General features: G+C 71.3%; 20 protein-coding genes. 5 read left to right on the forward strand and 15 right to left on the reverse strand.

All coding sequences use genetic code 11. The features are described 5' to 3' along the window. The first annotated feature begins 597 nt into the window (after nucleotides 1-597). Both ABZX65_RS20880 and ABZX65_RS20885 read left to right on the forward strand, forming a co-directional pair. Entirely contained in the window at nucleotides 598-1,554 is a 957-nt protein-coding gene (locus ABZX65_RS20880) for a hypothetical protein (RefSeq protein WP_355341847.1), read from the forward strand. A gap of 153 nt (nucleotides 1,555-1,707) precedes the next feature. Continuing rightward, nucleotides 1,708-1,923: a hypothetical protein gene (locus tag ABZX65_RS20885; RefSeq protein ID WP_355341850.1), complete on the forward strand. Its 216-nt coding sequence runs from the start codon at nucleotides 1,708-1,710 to the stop codon at nucleotides 1,921-1,923. Nucleotides 1,924-2,030: 107 nt separating this feature from the next. On the opposite strand, the gene ABZX65_RS20890 is transcribed toward ABZX65_RS20885, so the two are convergent. Next, complete coding sequence (locus ABZX65_RS20890; RefSeq protein WP_355342325.1) at nucleotides 2,031-2,426, reverse strand: metal-sensitive transcriptional regulator; 396 nt, start codon at nucleotides 2,424-2,426, stop codon at nucleotides 2,031-2,033. Between the two features lie 191 nt (nucleotides 2,427-2,617). Here ABZX65_RS20890 and ABZX65_RS20895 point away from each other — a divergent pair, with 191 nt between their 5' ends. After that, nucleotides 2,618-3,238 carry a DUF47 family protein gene (locus ABZX65_RS20895; RefSeq protein ID WP_188285542.1) on the forward strand — a complete coding sequence of 207 codons (621 nt, stop codon included), beginning with the start codon at nucleotides 2,618-2,620 and terminating at the stop codon, nucleotides 3,236-3,238. Between the two features lie 5 nt (nucleotides 3,239-3,243). Continuing rightward, the gene (locus tag ABZX65_RS20900) at nucleotides 3,244-4,239 is read left to right on the forward strand and encodes an inorganic phosphate transporter (protein WP_355341853.1); all 996 of its coding nucleotides are present in this window, start codon (nucleotides 3,244-3,246) and stop codon (nucleotides 4,237-4,239) included. A gap of 119 nt (nucleotides 4,240-4,358) precedes the next feature. On the opposite strand, the gene pstB is transcribed toward ABZX65_RS20900, so the two are convergent. From pstB to ABZX65_RS20945, 9 genes are all read right to left on the reverse strand, one after another. Beyond that, nucleotides 4,359-5,135: a phosphate ABC transporter ATP-binding protein PstB gene (gene pstB, locus ABZX65_RS20905; RefSeq protein WP_188285540.1), complete on the reverse strand. Its 777-nt coding sequence runs from the start codon at nucleotides 5,133-5,135 to the stop codon at nucleotides 4,359-4,361. A gap of 70 nt (nucleotides 5,136-5,205) precedes the next feature. Next, nucleotides 5,206-6,288: a phosphate ABC transporter permease PstA gene (gene pstA, locus ABZX65_RS20910; RefSeq protein ID WP_355341857.1), complete on the reverse strand. Its 1,083-nt coding sequence runs from the start codon at nucleotides 6,286-6,288 to the stop codon at nucleotides 5,206-5,208. Next, nucleotides 6,285-7,265 carry a phosphate ABC transporter permease subunit PstC gene (gene pstC / locus ABZX65_RS20915; RefSeq protein WP_355341860.1) on the reverse strand — a complete coding sequence of 327 codons (981 nt, stop codon included), beginning with the start codon at nucleotides 7,263-7,265 and terminating at the stop codon, nucleotides 6,285-6,287. The genes pstA and pstC overlap by 4 nt, the downstream gene beginning before the upstream one ends. 106 nt (nucleotides 7,266-7,371) lie before the next feature. Further along, nucleotides 7,372-8,529 carry a phosphate ABC transporter substrate-binding protein PstS gene (pstS, locus tag ABZX65_RS20920; protein ID WP_355341863.1) on the reverse strand — a complete coding sequence of 386 codons (1,158 nt, stop codon included), beginning with the start codon at nucleotides 8,527-8,529 and terminating at the stop codon, nucleotides 7,372-7,374. 429 nt (nucleotides 8,530-8,958) lie between these two features. Further along, nucleotides 8,959-9,387: an NUDIX hydrolase gene (locus ABZX65_RS20925; protein ID WP_355341866.1), complete on the reverse strand. Its 429-nt coding sequence runs from the start codon at nucleotides 9,385-9,387 to the stop codon at nucleotides 8,959-8,961. Next, on the reverse strand, nucleotides 9,384-10,703 hold the full coding sequence (locus tag ABZX65_RS20930; protein WP_355341869.1) for a CHAD domain-containing protein: 1,320 nt from the start codon (nucleotides 10,701-10,703) through the stop codon (nucleotides 9,384-9,386). The genes ABZX65_RS20925 and ABZX65_RS20930 overlap by 4 nt, the downstream gene beginning before the upstream one ends. Then, on the reverse strand, nucleotides 10,681-12,891 hold the full coding sequence (locus ABZX65_RS20935) for an RNA degradosome polyphosphate kinase (protein ID WP_355341872.1): 2,211 nt from the start codon (nucleotides 12,889-12,891) through the stop codon (nucleotides 10,681-10,683). Before ABZX65_RS20935 ends, ABZX65_RS20930 begins: the two co-directional genes overlap by 23 nt. A gap of 707 nt (nucleotides 12,892-13,598) precedes the next feature. Then, nucleotides 13,599-14,540 (reverse strand): mycothiol synthase, encoded by a 942-nt coding sequence (gene mshD / locus ABZX65_RS20940; protein WP_355341875.1) that lies wholly within the window; start codon nucleotides 14,538-14,540, stop codon nucleotides 13,599-13,601. A 68-nt stretch (nucleotides 14,541-14,608) separates the two neighbouring features. After that, a complete protein-coding gene (locus tag ABZX65_RS20945; RefSeq protein WP_355341878.1) occupies nucleotides 14,609-15,805 on the reverse strand; it encodes an MFS transporter in 1,197 nt (398 codons plus the stop codon). Between the two features lie 294 nt (nucleotides 15,806-16,099). Between ABZX65_RS20945 and ABZX65_RS20950 the strand changes: the two genes are divergently transcribed. After that, on the forward strand, nucleotides 16,100-17,899 hold the full coding sequence (locus ABZX65_RS20950) for a bifunctional metallophosphatase/5'-nucleotidase (protein ID WP_355341881.1): 1,800 nt from the start codon (nucleotides 16,100-16,102) through the stop codon (nucleotides 17,897-17,899). Between the two features lie 14 nt (nucleotides 17,900-17,913). Here the strand turns inward: ABZX65_RS20950 and ABZX65_RS20955 are convergent, their stop codons facing one another. The 5 genes from ABZX65_RS20955 to ABZX65_RS20975 all read right to left on the reverse strand — a co-directional run bounded on the left by ABZX65_RS20955 (nucleotide 17,914) and on the right by ABZX65_RS20975 (nucleotide 23,037). Beyond that, nucleotides 17,914-19,377, reverse strand: a complete 1,464-nt coding sequence (locus tag ABZX65_RS20955; protein WP_355341884.1) for a HAMP domain-containing sensor histidine kinase — start codon at nucleotides 19,375-19,377, stop codon at nucleotides 17,914-17,916. Further along, nucleotides 19,374-20,114 carry a response regulator transcription factor gene (locus ABZX65_RS20960; RefSeq protein ID WP_355342328.1) on the reverse strand — a complete coding sequence of 247 codons (741 nt, stop codon included), beginning with the start codon at nucleotides 20,112-20,114 and terminating at the stop codon, nucleotides 19,374-19,376. Before ABZX65_RS20960 ends, ABZX65_RS20955 begins: the two co-directional genes overlap by 4 nt. Nucleotides 20,115-20,162: 48 nt before the next feature. Next, nucleotides 20,163-20,444: a hypothetical protein gene (locus ABZX65_RS20965; RefSeq protein ID WP_355341887.1), complete on the reverse strand. Its 282-nt coding sequence runs from the start codon at nucleotides 20,442-20,444 to the stop codon at nucleotides 20,163-20,165. Nucleotides 20,445-20,610: 166 nt separating this feature from the next. Beyond that, on the reverse strand, nucleotides 20,611-21,804 hold the full coding sequence (locus ABZX65_RS20970) for a trypsin-like peptidase domain-containing protein (RefSeq protein WP_355341890.1): 1,194 nt from the start codon (nucleotides 21,802-21,804) through the stop codon (nucleotides 20,611-20,613). Nucleotides 21,805-22,011: 207 nt separating this feature from the next. Continuing rightward, nucleotides 22,012-23,037: a LacI family DNA-binding transcriptional regulator gene (locus ABZX65_RS20975; protein ID WP_355341893.1), complete on the reverse strand. Its 1,026-nt coding sequence runs from the start codon at nucleotides 23,035-23,037 to the stop codon at nucleotides 22,012-22,014. Between the last annotated feature and the right edge of the window lie 20 nt (nucleotides 23,038-23,057).

Raw genomic sequence — 23,057 nt, forward strand, 5'->3', positions numbered from 1 at the left:
TATCCGTAGACGTGCGAATCATGAGCCCGGTTGCGGAGCGCGAGGCGCGGGGCGAGAAGACTACAGCGGGGCGGGAACGGTACGGCGGGGTGAGCACAGTACGGCGGGGCGGGAACGGTACGGCCGGGTGAGCGCAGGACAGCCGGGCGCGACCGGCGCGAAGGGCGGGAACGCGGCGCGCGTCAGCCGGAGATGTGCTCCTCCGCATCGCGTCTCGCGCGGTCCCTGGCCCGCCGGGCCGGACCCTTCCAGCCACACGAGCAGCGGGCGACGGCGAAGGAGCCGCGCTCGACGATCGACGTCCGGTGGCCACCGTCCGGAGCGTCGGCCGGAGTTCCCGATGGAGTTCCGGCTGAAGCTGTGACGGAGGCCCTGGCGGAATCCTGCTCGGCACGCAAGTTGAGCACGAGACCACCGTAGCGGGCGTGACGGGGCACTTCCGACAGTCGTTAGACGCCATAAGGCCCCGGCCGGTCGAGGCCGGTCCAGGAATGCTCCAGGAATGGTTCAGGGATGGTGGCGGCGATGGCCCCGGGGGTAGCGACGGTACGGCGCGCGACGGCAGTACGGCGGCGCCGAGGACGTACGAAGGCCGCCATGGCCGCGGCGCTCGGCTGCGCCTGCGGGGCCGCCCTGCTCACCGGCTGCGTCGGGCAGGGCGCGGCGGCCGAGAGCGGCAAAGACGCCAAGGGGCACGACCCGGCGCAGGCGGTACGCGGCGCCGCGGACGTCCTCGTACGGGCGGGCAGCTCGCACGTGGACACCTCGATGCGTATGGCCAGCGGCGGCACCTGGCTGACCATCACCGGCACCGGCGGTTTCGACTACGTGAAGCGGCAGGGCGAACTGCGGCTGCTGCTGCCCAGGGACGCGGCGGGCGCCGAGGAGCACAAGCCGATCATCGAACTGCTCACGCCGGGCGCCCTCTATATGAAGGACCGCGGCGAGGGCGTGCCCGAGGGGAAGTGGGTACGCGTCGACACCGACCGGCTGCCGGACGGCAATCTGGTGACCGGCGGCGCCACCGAGCCGCTGGCCGCCGCCGAACTGCTGCGCGGCGCCCAGGACGTCGAGCTGGTCGGCGTCGAGACCCTGCGCGGTACGAAGGTGTGGCACTACCGGGGGACCGCCGACATCGGGCGCGCGGCGAAGGCCGCCGCGCCCGGCGTACGCGGGCCCTTGCAGGCGGCGGCCAAGGGATTCACGGTCACCCGGGTGCCCTTCGACGCGTGGCTGGACGAGGCGGGGCGGCTGCGCCAGGTGAGCCAGCGGTTCACCTTCAGCTCGGACGACCAGAAGGACAAGAAGATCGACAAGAAGGACGACAAGCAGGCCGGACAGAACGACAAGCAGACCGGCGAGAACGGCAAGGGCGGCCCCGACACCCCCCGTACGACGACCGGCGCCGGCGGCCGTACGACGACCGCCGCCGCGCCCGACGTCACCGTGGTCTCTACCACTCGCTTCGACGATTTCGGCCGCGCCGTCCCCGTCACCATGCCCCGAGCTGCCGACATCTGGACGGGCAAGATCGTTTCTTCCCAGCAGGGGTAAGGGGTCTTCGCGGTAACGGCCCTCACCGGAAAGGGCGTTGTCGAAATGGTCCATCCGTGCCATGCGCGGACCGGGTGCCGGTCCCTACCCTGGCTTGAGGCAGTGGCAGACAGCCAAGAGCCAGGCACTCGTGGACGAGGAGGTGGTGCGCGTATGGCGCCGTCGCCCGGAATGCTGGTCGTCCAGGACGATCCGGTGGCCCTCGCGGAGATCGAACTCTGCGGTGAGCTGATGATCGCCGCGTCCACCGCCGACGAGGAGCGGCTGAGCTTCGCCCGGATCGACGAGGTACTGGGGGTCGCGTGCGACCGCGAGTCGATGCCCGCGCTCCTGGTGCGCGCCCCGCTCTCCGACCGCGCAACCGGCTGACACCGGGGCGCGCCGCCCGTACGCCCCCCGGAACGACCGGGAAAGCCGCTCCCGGAACCCCTGGAACCCCCTGGAACCCCCGAACCCCCCGGAAGAGCCGCCCCCGCCTACGTCCGCAGCAGCCGCGCTATGGCCGCCGTCGCCTCCGCCACCTTCTCGTCGATCTCCGGCCCGCCGCCGACCGCCGCCGCGGCCACGCAGTGCCGCAGGTGCTCCTCCAGGAGCTGGAGGGCGAAGGACTGGAGGCCCTTCGTGCTCGCCGACACCTGGGTGAGGATGTCGATGCAGTAGACGTCCTCCTCGACCATCCGCTGCAAGCCGCGGATCTGCCCCTCGATCCGGCGCAGCCGCTTGAGGTGGGACTCCTTGTCATGGCTGTATCCATGCGGCCCCTGGGGGCGCGAAGATGGGCCGGAAGCCGTGTCCGCCCCCGCGTCCCGAGGTGACTGTTCCGGCGTGATCTCCGCCTCAACCCCGGCCGGTTCCCTGGCCTCCGTCGTCATCGTCAACCCCGCCCTTCCTGTCCCGTTATACCCCTGCCGGGTATATCGTACCGAATCGACACCTTGTGCGACGCATCCCCGGTGAGGGGGACACTTCTGGATGGGCGACACTGGGTGACGCCCATTAGCCGTGGCCGGATGATGCGCCTAGCATCAACGAGACCGAATCCGATGCACACCGAGGACCTCACGTGCGCTTTCGTCTGACCCCCAGGGAGACGAGCTTCTACGACATGTTCGCCGCGTCCGCGGACAACATCGTCACCGGTTCGAAGCTCCTCATGGAACTGCTCGGGGCCGATTCGGCTACCCGGACCGAGATCGCCGAGAGAATGCGGGCGGCGGAGCACGCGGGGGACGACGCGACCCACGCGATCTTCCACCAGCTCAACTCCTCCTTCATCACCCCCTTCGACCGCGAGGACATCTACACCCTCGCCGGGTCGCTCGACGACATCATGGACTACATGGAGGAGGCCGTTGACCTGGTCGTCCTCTACAAGGTCGAGGAGCTGCCGAAGGGCGTGGAGCAGCAGGTCGAGGTGCTGGCACGGGCGGCCGAGCTGACCGCGGGAGCCATGCCGAACCTGCGCACCATGTCCAACCTCACCGAGTACTGGATCGAGGTCAACCGGCTGGAGAACCAGGCCGACCAGATCCACCGCAAGCTGCTCGCGCACCTGTTCAACGGCAAGTACGACGCCATAGAGGTGCTCAAGCTCAAGCAGATCGTGGACGTACTGGAAGAGGCCGCGGACGCTTTCGAGCACGTGGCGAACACGGTGGAGACCATCGCGGTCAAGGAGTCCTGACCTACGTGGACACCTTCGCTCTGGTCGCGACCATCGGGGTCGCGCTCTTCTTCACGTACACCAACGGGTTCCACGACTCGGCGAACGCCATCGCCACCTCGGTGTCGACCCGCGCGCTGACCCCCAAGGCCGCGCTGGCCATGGCCGCCGTGATGAACCTCGCGGGCGCGTTCCTGGGCAGCGGCGTCGCCAAGACCGTCAGCAAGGGGCTGATCGAGACCCCCACCGGCCGCAACGGCATGGGCATCCTCTTCGCCGCGCTCGCCGGTGCGATCATCTGGAATCTGGTCACCTGGTACTTCGGTCTGCCGTCGAGTTCCAGCCACGCGCTGTTCGGCGGTCTGGTCGGCGCCGCGCTGGCCGGCGGCGTCACCGTGCACTGGTCGGGCGTGGTCGACAAGGTCATCGTCCCGATGTTCGTCTCGCCCGTGGTCGGCCTGGTCGTCGGCTATCTCGTGATGCTGGCGATCCTCTGGTTCTTCCGCCGCGCCAATCCGCACAAGGCCAAGCGCGGCTTCCGTATCGCGCAGACCGTCTCGGCGGCGGCGATGGCGCTCGGCCACGGTCTCCAGGACGCGCAGAAGACGATGGGCGTGGTCGTCCTCGCCCTGGTCATCCACGACCCGAGCAACGGGTACGGCATCCCGATCTGGGTCAAGTTCGTGTGCGCCGCGATGATGTCGCTCGGTACGTACGCGGGCGGCTGGCGGATCATGCGGACGCTGGGGCGTCGCATCATCGACCTCGACCCGCCGCAGGGCTTCGCCGCCGAGACGACGTCCGCGGGCATCCTCTACGCGACCTCGTACATCTTCCAGGCGCCGGTCTCCACGACCCACGTCATCACCTCCGCGATCATGGGCGTCGGCGCGACCAAGCGGGTCAAGGCGGTGCGCTGGGGGGTGGCCAAGAACATCGTGGCCGGATGGTTCATCACGATGCCCGCCGCCGGTCTCGTGGCCGCCATCGGCTTCTACCTGGTGCGGCTGATCTTCGGCTGACCCGTCGCGCGCATCAAGGCGACGCCCCCTGACATGGGTTCGGCCCCGCTTCCCGTCACCGGGAAGCGGGGCCTGCGCCTTGCGGTGGCACCGCCATGCAGCACCGCGCGGCGGTCCTGTCACCCGAAGCGGCCCGAGATGTAGTCCTCGGTGGCCTGGACCGACGGGTTGGAGAAGATGCGCTCGGTGTCGTCGATCTCTATGAGCTTGCCGGGCTGGCCGACCGCGGCCAGGTTGAAGAACGCGGTGCGGTCGGAGACACGGGCGGCCTGCTGCATGTTGTGCGTGACGATCACGATCGTGAAGCGGGTCTTCAGCTCACCGATCAGGTCCTCGATGGCCAGGGTGGAGATCGGGTCGAGCGCCGAGCACGGCTCGTCCATCAGCAGCACCTGCGGCTCGACCGCGATGGCGCGGGCGATGCACAGCCGCTGCTGCTGGCCGCCGGACAGGCCGGAGCCGGGCTTGTTGAGCCGGTCCTTGACCTCGTTCCAGAGGTTGGCGCCCTTGAGGGACTTCTCGACGATGGTGTCCAGCTCGCCCTTCTTGCGGACACCGTTGAGCTTGAGACCGGCCGCCACGTTGTCGTAGATCGACATGGTGGGGAACGGGTTCGGCCGCTGGAAGACCATGCCGACCGTGCGGCGTACGGTCACCGGGTCGACGCCCGTCCCGTACAGGTTCTCGTCGTCCAGCAGCACCTTGCCCTCGACGCGGCCGCCGGGGGTGACCTCGTGCATGCGGTTCAGGGTGCGCAGGAAGGTGGACTTGCCGCAGCCGGACGGGCCGATGAAGGCGGTCACGGTGCGGGGCTCCACGGTCATCGAGATGTCCTCGATGGCCTTGAAGGCGCTGTAGTACGCGGTGAGGCCGCTGACGTCGATTCGCTTGGCCATGGGGATCACTTCTCTTCTCAAGGTCGTCTGATGTCGGCCGCGTCAGCGACCTGCCACGCGGCGGAGCCGCTCATCGATGCTTCGGGGCCTTCCAGCGGGCGATGCCGCGGGCCACCAGGTTGAGGATCATCACGAAGGCGATGAGCACCAGAGCCGCGGCCCACGCGCGGTCGTAGCTCGGCTCGTTGCCGTTGCCGTACTGCTGGTAGATGAAGAACGGCAGCGACGACTGCGGGTCCTTGAAGGGGTCCGTGTTGATCAGGTTGCTGCCGAACACCAGCAGGGCGATCGGCGCGCTCTCGCCCGCGATGCGGGCGATGGCGAGCATGACGCCGGTGGTGATGCCGCCGATCGCGGTGGGGATGACGACCTTGACGATGGTGCGCCACTTCGGGACGCCCAGGGCGAGGGAGGCCTCGCGCAGCTCGTTCGGGATGAGCTTGAGCATTTCCTCGGTGGAGCGGACGACGATCGGCATCATCAGGATGGCCAGGGCCAGCGAGCCGGCGAAACCGGTCGCGGGGGCCTTGCCGATCAGCACGAACCACATCGAGAGGATGAACAGACCGGCCACGATCGACGGGATGCCGGTCATGACGTCGACGAAGAAGGTGACCCACTTCGCGAGCGCGCCCTTGCCGTACTCGACCAGGTAGATCGCGGTGAGTATGCCCAGCGGCGCGGCGATGACCGCGGCGATGCCGACCTGCTCCAGGGTGCCGATGATGGCGTGGTAGACGCCGCCGCCGGGCTGGATGGTCAGCACGTTGTTCATCGAGTGCGTCAGGAAGTTGACGTCGAGGACCTTGACGCCCTTGCTGATCGTCGTCTCGACCAGCGAGTAGAGCGGGATGACGGCCAGGATGAAGCTGGACCAGACGAGGCTGGTGGCCACCCGGTCCTTGGCCTGGCGGCGCCCCTCGACCTGCGCGGTGATGACGTACGAACCGGCGACGAAGAGGAGCAGCGCGATCAGGCCCCACTGGATCTTGCTGTCGAGCCCGAAGCCCGCGCCGATCGCTCCGGCGACGACGACGGCTCCGGCCGCGATGGCCAGCGGAGCCCACTTGGGGAGCTGACGGGAGGCCAGCGGCGGCGTGGCGGGAGCCTCCGCCGGGGCCGGCGGCTTGTCGTCCACGATCAGGTCGCTCATGCGTTGGCCCCCGAGTACTCCTTGCGGCGGGCGATGATCAGTCGGGCCGCGCCGTTGACCAGCAGGGTGATGAAGAAGAGCACCAGGCCGGAGGCGATCAGCGCGTCGCGGCCGAACTCGTCGGCCTCACCGAACTTGGCGACGATGTTCTGCGAGAAGGTGCCGCCGAGCGGGTCCAGGATGTGCGCGGACAGTTGCGGCGAGGCGGACAGCACGGTGGCCACCGCCATGGTCTCGCCGAGCGCGCGGCCCAGGCCCAGCATCGAGGCGCTGATGATGCCGGAGCGCGCGAAGGGCAGCACCGACAGGCGGATGACTTCCCAGCGGGTCGCGCCGAGCGCGAGCGCCGCCTCCTCGTGCATCTTGGGCACCTGGCGGATCACTTCGCGGCTGACGTTGGTGATGATCGGCAGGATCATGATCGCCAGCAGGATGCCGACGGTGAACAGCGACCGGGCGGCCGAGTTCGGGTCCTGCTTCTCGAAGATGACGGTCCAGCCGAAGTACTTGTCCAGCCAGAGGTTGAGGCCCTTGAGGTGCGGCACCAGGAAGAGCGCGCCCCACAGGCCGTAGATGATGCTGGGCACCGCGGCGAGCAGGTCGATCACGTAGGCGATCGGACCGCCCAGGCGGCGCGGTGCGTAGTGCGTGACGAACAGGGCGATGCCGACGGCGATCGGGACCGCGATGACCATCGCGATGACCGAGCTGACGACCGTGCCGTAGGCCAGTACGGCGATGCCGAACACCGGCGGGTTGAGGCTGGCGTTCCACTCGAAGGTGGTCAGGAAGTTGCCGTGGTCCTTGGAGATCGCGCTCACCGAGCGGACCGTCAGGAAGATGGCGATGGCCGCCATCACGACGAGGAGGAAGATGCCGGACCCGCGGGAGAGTCCCGCGAAGATCCGGTCGCCGGGCCGGGTGACGGTCTTCGTCTCCACCGGTGGCGCGGTAGGGGGAGGGGCGGTGGTGGTCATAGGGATTTCTCCGGTCTGGGTGGGGGACGTTCGGTCCCCCGGCGGCGGTGCACCGGATGTACGGCGGGCCCCGCGGTCGCCAGGACCGCGGGGCCCGCCGACTCGACTAGGACAGGGCGGTGATGGTGGAGCGGACCTTCGTGGCGATCTCGGTCGGCAGCGGGGCGTAGCCGGCCGCCGAGAGCTTCGCCTGACCGGCGTCGCTGGCGATGTAGGTCAGGAAGGACTTGGTGAGCGGCAGGGTGTCGGCCTTGTTGCCCTTGTCGCAGGCGATCTCGTACGTCACCAGGACGATCGGGTAGGCGTTGTCCGCCTTGGTGGTGTACGCGGCGCCCAGGTCCAGGGACAGGTCGGAACCGGTGCCGACGACCTTGGCGGAGGCGATACCGGCCGACGCGTTCTGCGAGGTGGCCTCGACCGGCGCGGAGGCACCGGTGTTGATCTTCACCGTCGGGATGGTGCTGGCGGTCGCGTAGGACAGCTCGAAGTAACCGATGGAGCCCTCGGTCTGCTTGACCAGCGCGGCGACACCGGCGGACTTCGCGGCGGCCTGGCCGCCCTTGCCCATCCACGCCTTCGCGTGCTCGTACGGCCAGTCGGCCGGAGCGGCGCCCTTCAGGTACTTGGTCAGGTTGTCCGTGGTGCCGGACTCGTCCTGGCGGTGCACGGTCTGGATCTTGGAGCTCGGCAGGGTGACACCCGGGTTGAGCTTCTTGATCGCTTCGTCGTTCCAGTTGGTGATCTTCGAGTTGAAGATCTTCGCCAGGGTGGGCGCGTCCAGAACCAGGTTGCTCACACCGGAGAGGTTGTAACCGACGGCGATCGGGCCGCCGACCATCGGGATGCTGATGCCCTGGCCGTTGGTGCAGACCTTCTTCGAGGCGGTGACCTCTTCGGGCTTCAGCGGGGAGTCGGAGCCCGCGAAGGCGTCCGTGCCCTGGTTGAAGTCGACGATGCCCTCACCGGAGGACGAGGTCTTGTAGTTGATCGTCGCGCCCGAGCAGGCCTGCTGGTAGTCCTTGACCCACGACTCGATCGCGTTCTGCTGGGCACTGGAGCCGGAGGCCAGGATCTGGCCCTTCTCACAGGCGATGCCGCTCGCGTTGGCGCTGCTGTCGGACGAGCTGGCCGAGGCGCTGCCGCTGGGCGTGGACGTGGAGTCGTTGTTGTTGTCCGAACCACAGGCGCTCAGGACCAGCGCGCCGGTAATCGCGACCGCGCCGACGGTCAGGGCCCGCAGCCCGTTCTTACGCTGAAGCTTCACCTTCGTGTGTTCCTTCCAAAAGCCCGCCGGTGGACGGCGAAGCAGAGGGTTATGGGTTCTGCATCCACCCGGCGTCGCGTGATGCTCACCGGTAAGCCCGAAATTAGGCAGATGAAGTGAAGCGACCGACGGAAGGGAGTGAACGCCAGGTGAACCTCGTCTATCAGGGTGGTGCCGCTACGCGCGTTACGCGCGCCGTGGTGACGAAGTGGTATCCGGGGCTGTCGTTGTGTCACAAAGGAACACGGGCAGGTCACGGGGGTGACACGGGCCGGTTACGGCCGCCGGGCGGGCCGATCGGCACGCGGTGGTACGCCGGTTCACCGGCCGTCCACCCGCTCGGGCGTCCGCTCGTGCCCCCGCTCGGGCCCCGCGAGCCGGTACGGGCGGCCCGGTGAGCCCGCTGTGGGACCGCTCCGCCGACCGCCGTCAGCCCGCCAGCGCGTGCAGCAGCGCGTCCACGAGGGGCCGGTCGCGGTCGTGGGTGAGCCTGCGGCGGGCAGCGGAGGGCGGCAGCCAGATCATCCGGTCCACCTCGTCGTTGGGGACGAAGGAGCCCTCCCACGCCTCGGCCGCCCAGTAGCGGACCTCCTTGGGGCGGCCGTCCACCAGATAGCGCGACGTCGGCAGCGGGGCGCCGAGTGAGCAGCCCAGGCCGGTCTCCTCACGGGTCTCGCGCAGCGCGGCGGCAGGGAACTCCTCGCCGCGCTTCAGCTTGCCCTTCGGCAGGCTCCAGTCGTCGTAACGCGGCCGGTGCACCAGCGCCAGTTCGATCCCGCCGTGGTACGGCGAGACGCGCCACAGCACGACGCCCGCCGCCCGTACGGTCGTTCCGCTCTTGTCGCCCGCGCGTTTCATTCCGTGCGCGCCCCCGGTACGGAATTCGGCCCAGGGCCCGGTACGGGTCCCGGTGCGGACCCCGGCGCGGCACTCGCTGCGGGACCGGGCGGACCGGGCCGAGAGGCGCCGGAGCCCGGCTGCCACAGCCGCGAGAAGGCGAAGCGCGCGGCTTCCACCTCGTGCCGCTGGTCGGCGTGGAGCACGCCCAGCGCGTACGCGGTCGCCGGAGCTATGCGCGGGGTGCGGGCCGCCGCCGCGACGGCCGCCGCGCACTCGGCCGCCTTGCGGTGCCTGGCCAGCAGCACGGCCGCCTCGGCCAGCCGCTGCGCCGCCGCCTCGCCGTCCGGGTCGATGCCCCGGCAGACCTCGGCCGCGTAACGGCTCAGCCGCAGCAGCACCCGCACCTGGTGCCAGGGGGAGTCCTGGAGGTCGGCCGTCAGCTCGGTGCCGAGCGCCGCCTGGACGGCCTCCGCGTTGTACGGGTGCGCCGCGCGCAGCAGCGGCAGCGCGCCCGCCGCGTCGGCCAGCCGCCGGTCGGCCTGCGCGGCGAGCGGCGGCAGTACGGTCGCGGCCGGTCCCTCGGCCGCCGCGGTCAGCGGCACCTCGGAGGCCAGGACGGCGATGTTGTCCGCGAGCGCGTGGAAACGCGAGGAGCCCATCGCCTGGAGCGTCGCCGAGTGCGCCCGGGTACGGGCCAGGGTGAGCTGCCGCTCCAGGAGCGCCCCGGCGCGCGCGGCGCCCAGCGCCAGCGGACCGCTCCCGGCCGGGGGCGGCGGGACCGCGGGCGCGGGCGGCCCCTGGACGTCGCCGGTGTCCGCGGGGGCCTTGCCGCCGGCGTCCGGGTCCGGGTCCGCGGCGGCCGACAGCCGCCGCAGCGCCTCCAGCAGCCGCGCCAGCCGGGCGGTGTACTGCGGCTCGCGGGCCAAGGTGGTGGCCAGCCAGCCCAGTTCGGCGCGGAGCGACTCGGCCCACACCGGGTCGGTCAGCGGCGCGTAGATGTGCAGGACCCCGCCGATCCGCCGGGCGCTGGCCCGCAGCAGTTCGTCGGCGTCGCCCTCGTGCTCGCCCCGCAGGCTCAGGGCCCGCAGGAAGGCGGTGGCCTGGTCGTGCAGATAGCGCGCGAGGGTGCCGCCCGCCGTACCGCCGGGCGGGCCCGCGGGCGCCGGGCCCGCGTCGGCCGTGGGCGCCGCGGCCGTCCGCGACTGCGGTGTACGCGCTTGCGTCGTACGTGTCCCCGTCGTGCCGCCCGGTGCGGGGGCGGCGGCCGGTGGGCCCGGGTCGCCGCTCCCCGCGGGGGTCAGCGGGGGGCTGTCAGGTAGCTGCTGCTGGGCCACGCCGGCGCCTCCGGGCGTCGATGAGCATCTCCTGGACATTGCGCAGCGGCTTCCCGTCCGGGTCGGTGCTGTGCCGGGTCCAATTACCGTCCGCCGCCAGGTGCCAGGAGGAGGTCGTGTCCGACATCCCGTCCTCCAGCAGGCGGTTGAGGGTGGCGCGGTGGGTCGGGTCGGCGACCCTGACCAGCGCCTCGATGCGGCGGTCGAGGTTACGGTGCATCATGTCGGCGCTGCCGAACCAGACTTCGGTCTCGCCGCCGTTGCCGAACGCGAACACCCGCGAGTGTTCGAGGAAGCGTCCGAGCACGCTGCGGACCTTGATGTTCTCGGACAGACCGGCGACGCCCGGCCGTACCGCGCAGATCCCGCGCACCCAGATGTCCACCGGGACCCCGGCCTGCGAGGCGCGGTAGAGCGCGTCGATGATCTGCTCGTCGACGATCGAGTTCACCTTCAGCCGGACATACGCCGGACGCCCGGCGCGCTGGTGCGCGATCTCCTCCATGATCCGGGAGATCAGGCCGTCGCGCAGACTGCGCGGCGCGACCAGCAGCCGGTTGTAGACCTCGCGGCGCGAGTAGCCGGACAGCCGGTTGAACAGGTGCGACAGATCCGCGCCCACCTGCGGGTCGGCCGTCAGCAGACCGAGGTCCTCGTACAGCCGGGCCGTCTTCGGGTGGTAGTTGCCGGTGCCGACGTGGCTGTAGCGGCGCAGGGTGTCGTCCTCCTGGCGGACCACCAGCGACAGCTTGCAGTGCGTCTTGAGGCCGACCAGGCCGTACACGACATGGCAGCCCGCCTCCTCCAGCTTGCGCGCCCACTTGATGTTGGCCTGCTCGTCGAAGCGCGCCTTCAGCTCGACCAGCACCAGCACCTGCTTGCCCGCCTCGGCCGCGTCGATCAGCGCGTCCACGATCGGCGAGTCGCCCGACGTCCGGTACAGCGTCTGCTTGATCGCCAGGACGTCGGGGTCGGCGGCGGCCTGGTCGAGGAACGCCTGCACGGAGGTGGAGAAGGAGTCGTACGGGTGGTGCAGCAGCACGTCCCGGCGGCGCAGCGCCGCGAAGATGTCGGGCGCCGACGCGGACTCGACCTCCGCCAGGTCGCGGTGGGTGCCCGCCACGAACTTCTGGTATTTCAGCTCGGGGCGGTCCAGGCCCGCGATGGCGAACAGCCCGGTCAGGTCCAGCGGACCCGGCAGCGGATACACCTCGTTGTGCTTCATCTTCAGCTCGTGCACCAGCAGGTCGAGCACGCGCGGGGCGATGGACTCCTCGACCTCCAGGCGGACCGGCGGGCCGAAGCGGCGGCGCATGAGTTCCTTCTCCAGCGCCTGGAGCAGATTCTCGCCGTCGTCCTCCTCCACTTCCAGGTCCTCGTTGCGCGTGACCCGGAACATGTGGTGGTCGAGCACCTCCATGCCGGGGAACAGCTCCTCCAGGTGCGCGGCGATCACGTCCTCCAGCGGCACGTACCGCTGCGGGCCCGCCTCCAGGAAGCGCGACAGGATCGGCGGCACCTTCACCCGCGCGAAGTGCTCGTTGCCCGAGACCGGATTCCGTACCACCACCGCCAGATTCAGCGACAGACCCGAGATGTACGGGAACGGGTGCGCCGGGTCGACGGCCAGCGGGGTCAGCACCGGGAAGATCTGCTGCCGGAACAGCGTGAACAGCCGCGCCTGCTCCTTCTCGGTCAGCTCGTGCCAGCGGATGACGTGGATGCCCTCGTCCGCGAGCTGCGGCGCCACGTCGTTCTGGAAGCAGGCCGCATGCCTGGCCATCAGCTCCCGCGACCTGGTCAGGATCAGGTCCAGCACCTCGCGCGGCTGGGCGCCGGACGCCGAGCGGGTCGCGACACCGGTCGCGATACGCCGCTTCAGGCCCGCGACCCTGACCATGAAGAACTCGTCCAGGTTGCTGGCGAATATCGCCAGGAAGTTAGCCCGTTCGAGGAGCGGGGTCGCCGGGTCCTCGGCCAGCTCGAGCACCCGCTCGTTGAACGCCAGCCAGCTGCGTTCGCGGTCCAGGAAGCGGCCCTGCGGCAATTCCTCACCGAATTCCTCGCTCGCCTCGCCCAGGCTCGACGATCCCGGGTCCGGATTCGGTACGACGCGGGGGCGGAACGTCCCGGACGCCAACGACTGCTGGGGCTGGGCGGGAAAACTGGGGTGATTCGTCTGGGCCATGGGATGCGAGCCCTCCTCCTGGTCCGGCACGGGGCGGCCTGCGGCCGGCTCGGGGCGACCGTGGGCCGTCGGTCCATTGTCCCGTGTACCCGAGGGTTTCGGCAGGTCGGGCGGGGGAGGGGGTGCGGGGGCAGCGGGCTGCATCCTGCGATGCTCGCAAGCGAGGTTGAATCGCCGGTAACGAGAGCGTTGCCGTCAGGCAAGCGGGACGCTTCCAGCGGGGGTGCCTTCGAATCTCGGCCCGCGCCCCGTCCGAACCCTCCGGTCCGCCCCCTCCACCTCCACCTCGCGCAGGTGAGCCCCTTTCCACGGGCGCGGCCCCGCGGGTCCCCTGCCGGGGGGGGTGGGCCGATCTTTTCAGGGGCGCGCCCTGGGGCGGTTCTTCTGCCGGGCGCCGATCTTTCCAGGGGCGCGGCCCCGGGGCGGTTCTTCTGCCGAGGCGGCACGCCGTGTAGTTAGGGGCGCGGGGAACTGCGCGCTCAGCCCGAGCGGTGGCGCGGGTGAGAAACCGGCCCCAGCGGGGCAGATGCGGTTGTTTTCGGGCTGACAGCCCGGTGGGGGCTGGTCGCGCAGTTCCCCGCGCCCCTGAAAAACACGCCCTGCGCAAGGCGGAGGCACGGGGGGCGCGCCCTGAAGGCAGGCCGTGCGCGGGGTGGAGGCACTGGGGGCGCGCCCCCGGAAGGGCAGGCCCTGCGGGGGGGGGCGGCTTAGGTTTCGGTGCGGTACATGAGGTCGACCTCGTGGGTGGTGAAGCCGAGGCGTTCGTAGACGGAGAGGGCGGCGGGATTGTCGGCGTCGACGTAGAGCAGGGCGGTGGGAAGGCGGCGGTCACGGGCGAGGTGGCGGAGCCCGACGGCGGTGAGGGCGCGGCCGAGGCCGGAACCCTGCTCGGCGGGGAGGACGCCGACGACGTAGACCTCGCCGAGCCCTTCGGGGTGGACTTTGGTCCAGTGGAAGCCGACGAGGTCCTCGCCGCGGAAGGCGAGGAAGAAGCCGGCGGGGTCGAACCAGGGCTCGGCGAGGCGGTCGGAGAGGTCGCGCTGGGTGAGGGAGCCCTGCTCGGGGTGGTGGGCGAAGGCGGCGGCGTTGACGGCGAGCCACGCCGCGTCGTCGCGCCCGGGGACGAAGGTGCGGACGGTGATGCCGTCGGGCAGCCGCGGCTCGGGGAGGTCGGCGGCGTCCGGGGTCAGGGGCCGCCGCATCTGCCGCAGCTCGCGGAAGAGCTTGAGGCCGAGCTGGACGGCGAGGTGCCGGGCGGCGGGGTGCCCGCCGTGGGCCCAGACGCGTACGCGCCTGCCGGTGGCGTCCAGAAGGGCCGCGGCCAGGGTGCGGCCGTGGCCGCGGGAGCGCCGCGCGGGGTGGACGACGAGTTCGGCGGAGGGCGCCTCGACCGGGTCCGAGCCGTCGATCTGCGCGTATCCGGTGAGGTCGGCCCCGGCCCCGTCGGCCCCCCCGGCCCCGTCCTGTCCAGGCGTCCACAGCAGCAGGTGCCGTACGCCCTCGCGCGCGCCGCCGCGCACATGGAGCCGTCCGCTCTCGGAGACGGCGGGCTGCCCGTCCGCGGCGGTCGCCGCCCCGATCAGGCCGAGCACCGCTTCGGCGGTGTCAGCGGGCAGTTCTGTCAGGGCCTCGATCCGCGCGTCGGTCATGCGGAGATCGTACGGCGGGTGCCCCCGGCATCGGCGGCGGCGGGTGCCCGCGGAGCCGAAAGCGTCGGTCAGGCCGAGACCGTACGGCGGGCGCCCTCGGCGTCGGCGGGGGCGGCGCGGCGGGGGATCGGGATGAGGACGGCGGAGACGCAGGTCGTGGCGGCGGCGAGGGCGAAGCCGGGCCAGTAGGCGGTGGCCGAGATGACGGCGGCCATGACCGGCGGGACGACGGCGGCGGTCAGATTCTGGCCGGTGTTGTGGACCCCGAGGGCGCGTCCCGACCAGGCGGGGCCCGCGTGCTCGGCGGTGGAGGTGAAGGACAGGCCGTTGGTGCTTGAGGTGATCGCGATGGCGGCGACCAGCAGCACGGGGGTCAGCGGGGAGGGGAAGGCGGTGCTCACGGCGGTGGCGGCCACCACGGCGGCGGTCAGGACGGCGAGCTGCCGCATCGGCCGCAGCCGGTCGCCGACCCGGTCCGACCAGCGGCCGACCAGGATGCGGGACACCGCGCCCAGACCTTGGGCGACGGCGATGAGCTGCCCGGCGTGCACCGGCGACCAGCCGCGTACGTCGACCAGCAGCACCAGCGCGAAGGCCCCCGCGGTGAACTGCGGGATCACCAGCAGCGCGGCCGACCCGTGGATGCGGGGCAGCAGCCGCGAGCCGCGGTACGGGTTCGGCGCGGGGCCCGCCGCGGCGGCCTCGGCGCGCGCCGGGTCGGCGGCGAAGACCGCGATCAGCACGGCGATGACGGCGCAGATCGCGGCGAGGAAGCCGAAGGCGCCGCGCAGCCCGTGCGCGGCGGCCAGCGGCGGCATGGCGAGGGCGGCCACGCCCATGCCGAGCGGGGTGGAGGTCTGCCGGATGCCCATGGCCAGCCCGCGCTCCTCGGCGGAGAACCAGCCCATCACCAGGCGTCCGCTGGCCGAGTAGACCGAGGCGCCGGACGCGCCCGCCAGCACCAGCAGCGCGCCGAGCGCGACCATGCCGTGCGCGGCCCAGGCGGCCCCGCCGAGGGCGCCGGCCGCGATGCCGAGGCCGAGCGCGATCACCACCCGCTCGCCCCACCGGTCGGCCGCCGCGCCCCACAGGTAGAGCGCGAGCACCAGCCCCGCGGTCGGGCACGCCACCAGGAAACCGACCCGCGTGAGGCTCAGCCCCTGCTGGCCGCGCAGCTCGTCGGCCAGATACGGGACCCCGTACACGAAGGCGCAGGCCGCGGTCTGCGCGGCCGTTCCCAGCGCCAGCATGATCCAACGACGCACGTCGGAAGCACCTCCTCGGTGAGTGGGTGGTGCATCCAACTATGGCGGCTGCTCCGCAGTTTGAGACAGTTCGTTTCGCATCGTGAGACTCGCTAGGGCGACATCGCGCCACCGGACCTCACCCGGACGATCCCGGCCCACCGGGCGGTAACCGGGTCTTAACCCCCGCCCCCCTGCCGCGCTACGCGCGTTGACTCTATGCTGCCCTCCGCGTGACCCGTATTTGACCAGTTGTTGACTTCAGCTGGCGGCGGCTGACCCCAGCCGACGCCAGTCCTTGATCCGAGGGGATCCATGTCTCTGACGCGCAGAATCTCCGTCGCGGCCGTCGGGCTCGTGGCCGTCGGCGCGCTTGTCGCGGCCGGGCCCGCCCAGCACGGTGGCGGCCACGACCGGCCCGGCCACCCCGGAAAGCCGGGCCACGGGCAGTCCGGCAACACGGTCGACCTCCAGTTGCTGACGATCAACGACTTCCACGGCAATCTGGAGCCCCCGGCCGGCTCCTCCGGCCGCGTCACCGAGCAGCAGGCCGACGGCACCGTCAAGACCATCGACGCCGGTGGCGTCGAGTACCTGGCGACCAGCCTGCGCAACGCCCGCAAGGGCCACGACCGTTCGCTGACCGTCGCCGCCGGTGACCTGGTCGGCGCGAGCCCGCTGCTGTCCGGCCTCTTCCACGACGAGCCCACCGTCGAGGCGATGAACAAGATCGGCCTCGACGTCACCGGCGTCGGCAACCACGAGTTCGACGAGGGCAAGGACGAACTGCTCCGTCTCCAGAACGGCGGCTGCCACCCGGTCGAGGGCTGTTACGAGAAGGGCAAGAAGTTCAAGGGCGCCGACTACCCGATCCTGTCGGCGAACGTCGTCAACGAGAAGACCGGCCGCCCGCTGCTCGCCCCGTACACGATCAAGAACGTCAAGGGCGTCCGCGTCGGCTTCATCGGCGTCACGCTCAAGGGCACCCCGAACATCGTCACCGCGTCCGGTGTGAAGGGCCTGAAGTTCCTCGACGAGGCCGAGACGGTCAACAAGTACACGGCCGAACTGCGCAAGCGGGGCGTCAAGTCGGTCGTCGCGCTGATCCACGAGGGCGGCTTCCCGGTCTCCGGCAGCTACAACTACGACTGCGACAGCGGCGGTCCCGGCACCGGCATCTCCGGCCCGATCGTGGACATCGCGAAGAAGATCTCGCCGGACGTCGACGCGCTGGTCACCGGTCACACCCACAACGCGTACGTCTGCACCATCCCCGACCCGGCGGGCAAGCCCCGGCTGGTCACCAGCGCCTCGTCCTTCGGGCGGCTCTACACCGAGCTGGACATGAAGGTCGACAAGCGCACCGGCGACATCGTGCGCACCTCGGTCAAGGGCAGCAACCACGTCGTGGACCGCGTCCAGCCCAAGGCCGCCGACATGACCTCGCTGATCACCCGCTGGAACGCGCTGGCCGCCCCGATCGCCAACCGCACCGTCGGCTGGATCAGCGGCGACATCGCCCGCACCGGCACCAACGAGACGCCGCTGGGCGACCTCATCGCCGACGCGCAGCTCGAATACGCCAAGACCCTCGACCCGACCACGCAGATCGCGTTCATGAACCCCGGCGGCATCCGCACCGACCTGGTCTACGCGGCCTCCGGCAGCGAGGGCGACGGCGTCGTCACCTACGCCGAGGGCTTCGCCGTACAGCCGTTCAGCAACACCGTGAACCTGGAGACGCTGACCGGCGCGCAGCTCGTGACCGCGCTCCAGCAGCAGGTCAGCGGGCCGAACGAGGCGGCGACGAAGATCCTCCAGATCTCGGCCGGGCTCACCTACACGCTCGACCTGACCAAGTCCGGCGCGGCGCGCGTCGTCGCCGACTCCGTCAAGCTCAACGGCGCCCCGATCGACCCGGCCGCCAGCTACCGCGTCGCGATGAACAACTTCCTGACCGGCGGCGGCGACGGCTTCCCCGTCCTCGCCCAGGGCACGTCCCTGCTGATCGGCGGCGACGACCTGGCCGCCTTCGCCACCTACCTGACCGCCCACTCCACGGCCGCGGCGCCCCTCGCCCCGCCCGCCGCCGACCGGGTCACCGTCATCAAGTAGGGCTCAGAGAAAGGTCATTCGTCGAAACCGGCGAATACGGTGGAGCCGCCGGACGACACGGCGGGCCCCTCGGGCGGCGCGGTCGGCGCTCCCGGCAGCCGGAGGGCGGCGAGCGTGCCGCCCCCCGGCGCCCGGGTCAGCGCGACCTCGCCGCCCGACTGCTGCACCGTGCGCGCCACGATCGACAGCCCGAGCCCGCTGCCCGGCAGCGACCGCGCCGACGGCGACCGCCAGAACCGCTCGAAGACATGCGGCAGTTCGTCCTCCGGGATGCCCGGCCCGTGATCGCGTACGGTGAGCTGCCCGTCGGCCAGCCGCACCTCGATCCCGCCGCCGGGCGGGCTGAACTTCACCGCGTTGTCCAGCAGATTGACGATCGCCCGCTCCAACGCGGCGGGCTCCGCCCGCACATACCAGGGCGCCAGCTCCGCGCTGATCTTCAGGTCGGGCCCGCGCAGCCGCGCCCGTTCCAGCGCCGTCTCCGCGCTCTCGTGCAGCGCCACCACCTCAAGGGTCGGTACGGCGTCCGGCCGGGACAGCTCCTGCAAGTCGCCGATCAGCGAGGCCAGTTCGGTCATCTGCGCCTTCACCGACGCCATCAGCGCCTTCCGGTCCTCCGGCGGGATCGCCCGGCCGGTGGCCTCACTGCGCTCCAACAGCTCGATGTTGGTCCGCAACGACGTGAGCGGCGTGCGCAGTTCGTGCCCCGCGTCCGCGATGAGCTGCTGCTGCCGGTCGCGCGACGACGCCAGCGCGGCCGTCATCGCGTTGAACGACGCGCTGAGCCGGGCGATCTCGTCCTCGCCCTCCACCGGGATGTTGACGTTCAGATCCTCGGTGCGGGCGATGTGCTCGACGGTCTCGGTCAGCCGGTCCACCGGCCGCAGCCCCGTCCGCGCGATCCACAGCCCCGCGCTCGCCGCGCCGACCACGCCGATCCCGGCGACGGCCAGCAGGACCCAGGCCAGGGTGGTCAGCGGGCGGTCGACATCGCTCAGTGGCCGGGCCACGGAAATCGCCGCCGGCTGGAGATTGATCCGTGCCTGTGAGGTGTAGACGCGCAGCTTCTGGCCGTTGGGCGCGGTCACCGTGTGGAGGGCGTCGCGCCGCTGGCCGTCCGCGACCGCGTGGTCAGCGGGGCCGACGGGGATGGTCGTACGGCCCTGCACCCAGCAGGGCGTGCCGTCGGAGAGCACCACCTGGGCCAGGGTGTTGGTGGTGATGAAGCCGACGGAGCCGCCGTTGGCGCCCTGCGTGCTGTTCATCGCCGGAACGCTCGACTGGCAGCCCTGGGTGTTGAGCGTGCGCGAGATCTGCTGCACCGGCACGATGTCCGGCTGGCGCAGCGACTTGTCCAGCTCGCTCATGAGCTGGTCGCGCACCAGCAGCCAGCAGACCAGCGACACCACCGCCACCGCCACGGCCACCGCCGCCGCGGTGAGGATGGTGAGCCGGGACCTCAGGGGGAGCCGCTTCACGCGTGGCCGCCGTCCGGGGCGCGCAGGACGTACCCCACTCCTCGTACCGTGTGGACGAGCCGTCGCATGCCGCCCGCCTCGGTCTTGCGCCGCAGGTACATGACGTAGACGTCGAGGGAGTTGGACGAGGGCTCGAAGTCGAAGCCCCAGACGGACTTGAGGATCTGCTCGCGGGTGAGGACCTGGCGCGGGTGGGTGAGGAAGAGCTCCAGCAGGGTGTACTCGGTCCGGGTCAGCTCGACCGGGCGCCCGCCCCTGGTGACCTCGCGGGTGGTGGTGTCCATCCGCAGATCGGCGAAGGTGAGCGCGTGGCCGCCACCGTCGCCTTCGTGGCCGACGGTGGCGTAGGAACTGCGCCGCAGCAGGGCTCTGAGCCGGGCCAGCAGCTCGTCCAGCTCGAAGGGCTTGACGAGGTAGTCGTCGGCGCCCGCGTCGAGGCCGGTGACGCGGTCGCCGACGGTGTCCCGCGCGGTGAGCATGAGGATCGGGGTGGTCACTCCGGTGGCGCGCAGGCGGCGCGCCGTGGTGAGGCCGTCCATGCGCGGCATGAGGACGTCGAGCACGATCGCGTCGGGGCGGTACGCCTCCGCCTGGTCGAGGGCGGCGAGCCCGTCCGCGGCCAGGGCGGTGTCGTACCCCTCGAAGGCGAGGCTGCGGCGCAGGGCCTCCCGTACGGCGGGCTCGTCGTCCACGATCAGGATGCGGGCGGGGGCCTCGCCGCTGTCGCCGGGGCTCATGGTGTCGGGTACCTCACTGATGGACATCGGAATGGTGCCGGAACTCTCTCAGCGTCGCACGGCGCGCGTCCCGCGTCGTGCGGTCCCGCGGTGCGCGCGGCTCACGGGTTTCGCGGAGGCGGAGACCTCGGCGGGGCGCGGTGCCGACTCCCGCCGGACGGCCCGGTCCGCCGCCGCGTCGCGGGCCGCGCCGGCGGCGATGTGGGCGAGCGGCAGGTCGAGATCGGCGGGCCCGGTGGCGACGGCCGCGTTGTGCGGACTCCAGGAGACGGCGGCACTGAGGGCGCGGCGCAGCCGGTTGGCGCTGACGGTGAGGGTGCTGCTGCTCATGGCGTTCTCCCAGGGTGGTTCGGGGTGGTGCCGTTCTTTCCGGAGGGGCGGGGGGACGGACGGTTGGGTAGGCGGAGGGTCGGTGAGGCGGAGGGTCGGTGAGGCGGAGGGGCGGAGAGGCGAGGGCGGCCCCTCAGCGGTTCCGCGTGCCCGCGGTCCCGTCGGCTCAGAAGCCGCCGAAGCCGCCGCTGCTGTTACCGCCGCTGCTGCTCCCGTTGCCGTTGCCGCTCCCGCTGCTGCTGCCGTTGTTGTCGGTCGTGCCGCTGCCGCTGCCGCTGGTGCCGCCCGCGCGCAGGCTCGCGAGGTCGGACTTCACGGTGTTGATCGGGATCGCGAAGCCGAGGCCGACGCTGCCGGAGCTGCTGCCCGAGGACGACGCGTCCGAGTACATCGCGGAGTTGATGCCGATGATCTGGCCGCTCATGTTGATCAGGGCGCCGCCGGAGTTGCCGGGGTTGAGCGAGGCGTCGGTCTGGATCGCCTTGTACGTGGTGGTGGAGTTGCCGGTGTCGCCGTTGTACTGGTTGCCGCCGAAGGAGAACGGCCACTGGCCGTTGCCCTGGCCGCCCTGGCCTTGGCCCTGGTTCTCGTCGGTGGACACGGTCACGTCGCGGTTGAGCGAGGACACGATGCCGCTGGTGACGGTGCCGGTCAGGCCCTCGGGGGAGCCGATGGCCACCACCGAGTCGCCGACGGCGATGTTCGAGGAGTCGCCGAGCGTGGCCGCGGGCAGTCCGCTGGCACCCCGCACCTTGATCAGCGCGAGGTCCTTGGCGGAGTCGGTGCCGACCACCGTCGCGGTGGCCGTCTTGCCGTTGCTGTACGTCACGGACACCGAGGTCGATCCGGCGACCACGTGGTTGTTGGTGATGATCTCGCCGCCGCTGGTGATGATGACACCGGCGCCGGTGGACTTGCCCGCGCCGGACGTCGCGTTGATCTCGACGACGCTGGGGCTGACCGCCTTGGCCACGCTGCTGACGCTGCCGTTCACGACGCTCGCGTTGACCGCCGAACTGGCCGTCGTCGTCGTGCCGTTGTCGTGCGTCGCGTTGCCGATCAGGGCTCCCGCGCCGCCGCCGATCACACCGGCCGCGAGCGCGACGGCGGCGAACAGCGCGACGGGCTTGCGGGCCTTGCGGCGGGGAGCGGGCGACGCCCCGGCGACGGCGGGCGTGGCGGGGTCGTACGGGGGCGGCGGCGGGAAGCCGGTCGCGGAGGGGGCGTCGTAGTCGGGGGCCTGGCGGTACTGCGGGGCCTCCGGCTCGGAGACCTGGGGGGCCTCATCGCCGAAGTAGAGCGGAAGCTGCGGTTCGTCCGGGTTCTGGTGTTCGCCGCCGGTGCGGCTGCTCTCGGTCATGACAATGACTCTGTGCCCGGAAGATGAGAGCTTCCTGAGCACTCGCTGAGAAGCCCGGCAGAAGTGGGTATGCCCCATATAAACAAGATCGGGAACACCCGGTCCCGACCGCCCGCGACCGCCCGTACACCGCGGCCCGCCCGCGACCGCCCGTACACCGCCGCCCGTACGGCTACGCGCGGCGGCCGTGCGCCCCGGCTCCCGCGGCTACCCGTGGCAGCCGCACGACCCCCGCACCACGAGCCGGGAGGGGAACTGCCGCAGCCGCTCGCGCCGGGCGCCCGGTACTCGCAGCGAGTCGTCGAGCACCGCGTCCACCGCCGCCCTGGCCATCGCCTGCCGGTCGGAGGCGACCGTGGTCAGCGGCGGATCGGCGAGCGCGGCCTCCTTCACGTCGTCGAACCCGGCGACCGCGAGCTGTTCCGGCACGTCGATCCGCAGCTCACGCGCGGCGCGCAGCACGCCGATCGCCTGGTCGTCGGTGGCGCAGAAGATGGCCGGCGGCCGGTCGGGCCCGGCCAGCAGGCCCAGCGCGACCTCGTAGGCGTCGTACCGGTTGTACGGGGCCTGGAAAAGGCGGCCCTCCGTGGACCGCCCCGCCTCCTGCATGGCCCGCTGCCAGCCGACCACGTGGTCGGTGACGGGGTCGCCGATCACCGGCGTCTTCTCCATGCCGCCGAGGCAGGCCACGTACGCGTGCCCGTGCTCCAGCAGGTGGCGGGTGGCGAGCTGCGCGCCGCCGATGTCGTCGGTGACCACGGCGATGTCGTCGATCGCCTCGGGCCGCTCGTGCAGCAGCACCACACGCGCGTCCCAGGCGTCGATCTCGGTCGCCGCGTTCTCGCTGGGGCCCTGGCTGATCAGGATCAGCCCGGAGACCCGCATGCCGAGGAAGGCCCGCAGGTAGTGCACCTCGCGTTCGTCGAGGTAGTCGGAGTTCCCGACCAGCACCATCTTCCCGCGGTCCGACGCGGCCTGTTCCACCGCGTGCGCCATCTCCGCGAAGAACGGCTGGCGCGCGTCGGGCACGATCAGGCCGATGAGGTCGGTACGGCGGCTCGCCATCGCCTGGGCCACACGGTCCGGGCGGTAGCCGAGCTGCTTGATGGCCGCGAGCACGCGCTCGCGGGTGGCCGGGGCTACCGGCCGGGGTCCGTTGTTGATGACGTAGCTGACGACCGCGGTGGACGTCCCCGCCAGCCTTGCCACGTCGTCACGCGTCACCTTGGGCACGTCGCGCAGTCTACGCGTGT

The sequence above is a fragment of the Streptomyces sp. NPDC003300 genome (assembly GCF_040610915.1).
Classification (GTDB): domain Bacteria; phylum Actinomycetota; class Actinomycetes; order Streptomycetales; family Streptomycetaceae; genus Actinacidiphila.

What these genes read in the sequence shown, in the direction of transcription:
- ABZX65_RS20950 (WP_355341881.1), top strand. Translation starts at nt 16,100, where the DNA reads ATGTCTCTGACGCGCAGAATCTCCGTCGCGGCCGTCGGGCTCGTGGCC.
- mshD (WP_355341875.1), bottom strand. Translation starts at nt 14,540, where the DNA reads ATGACCGACGCGCGGATCGAGGCCCTGACAGAACTGCCCGCTGACACC.
- pstB (WP_188285540.1), bottom strand. Translation starts at nt 5,135, where the DNA reads ATGGCCAAGCGAATCGACGTCAGCGGCCTCACCGCGTACTACAGCGCC.
- ABZX65_RS20970 (WP_355341890.1), bottom strand. Translation starts at nt 21,804, where the DNA reads ATGACCGAGAGCAGCCGCACCGGCGGCGAACACCAGAACCCGGACGAA.
- ABZX65_RS20890 (WP_355342325.1), bottom strand. Translation starts at nt 2,426, where the DNA reads ATGACGACGGAGGCCAGGGAACCGGCCGGGGTTGAGGCGGAGATCACG.
- ABZX65_RS20965 (WP_355341887.1), bottom strand. Translation starts at nt 20,444, where the DNA reads ATGAGCAGCAGCACCCTCACCGTCAGCGCCAACCGGCTGCGCCGCGCC.
- pstA (WP_355341857.1), bottom strand. Translation starts at nt 6,288, where the DNA reads ATGAGCGACCTGATCGTGGACGACAAGCCGCCGGCCCCGGCGGAGGCT.
- ABZX65_RS20960 (WP_355342328.1), bottom strand. Translation starts at nt 20,114, where the DNA reads ATGAGCCCCGGCGACAGCGGCGAGGCCCCCGCCCGCATCCTGATCGTG.
- ABZX65_RS20885 (WP_355341850.1), top strand. Translation starts at nt 1,708, where the DNA reads ATGGCGCCGTCGCCCGGAATGCTGGTCGTCCAGGACGATCCGGTGGCC.
- ABZX65_RS20880 (WP_355341847.1), top strand. Translation starts at nt 598, where the DNA reads ATGGCCGCGGCGCTCGGCTGCGCCTGCGGGGCCGCCCTGCTCACCGGC.
- pstC (WP_355341860.1), bottom strand. Translation starts at nt 7,265, where the DNA reads ATGACCACCACCGCCCCTCCCCCTACCGCGCCACCGGTGGAGACGAAG.
- ABZX65_RS20925 (WP_355341866.1), bottom strand. Translation starts at nt 9,387, where the DNA reads ATGAAACGCGCGGGCGACAAGAGCGGAACGACCGTACGGGCGGCGGGC.
- ABZX65_RS20935 (WP_355341872.1), bottom strand. Translation starts at nt 12,891, where the DNA reads ATGGCCCAGACGAATCACCCCAGTTTTCCCGCCCAGCCCCAGCAGTCG.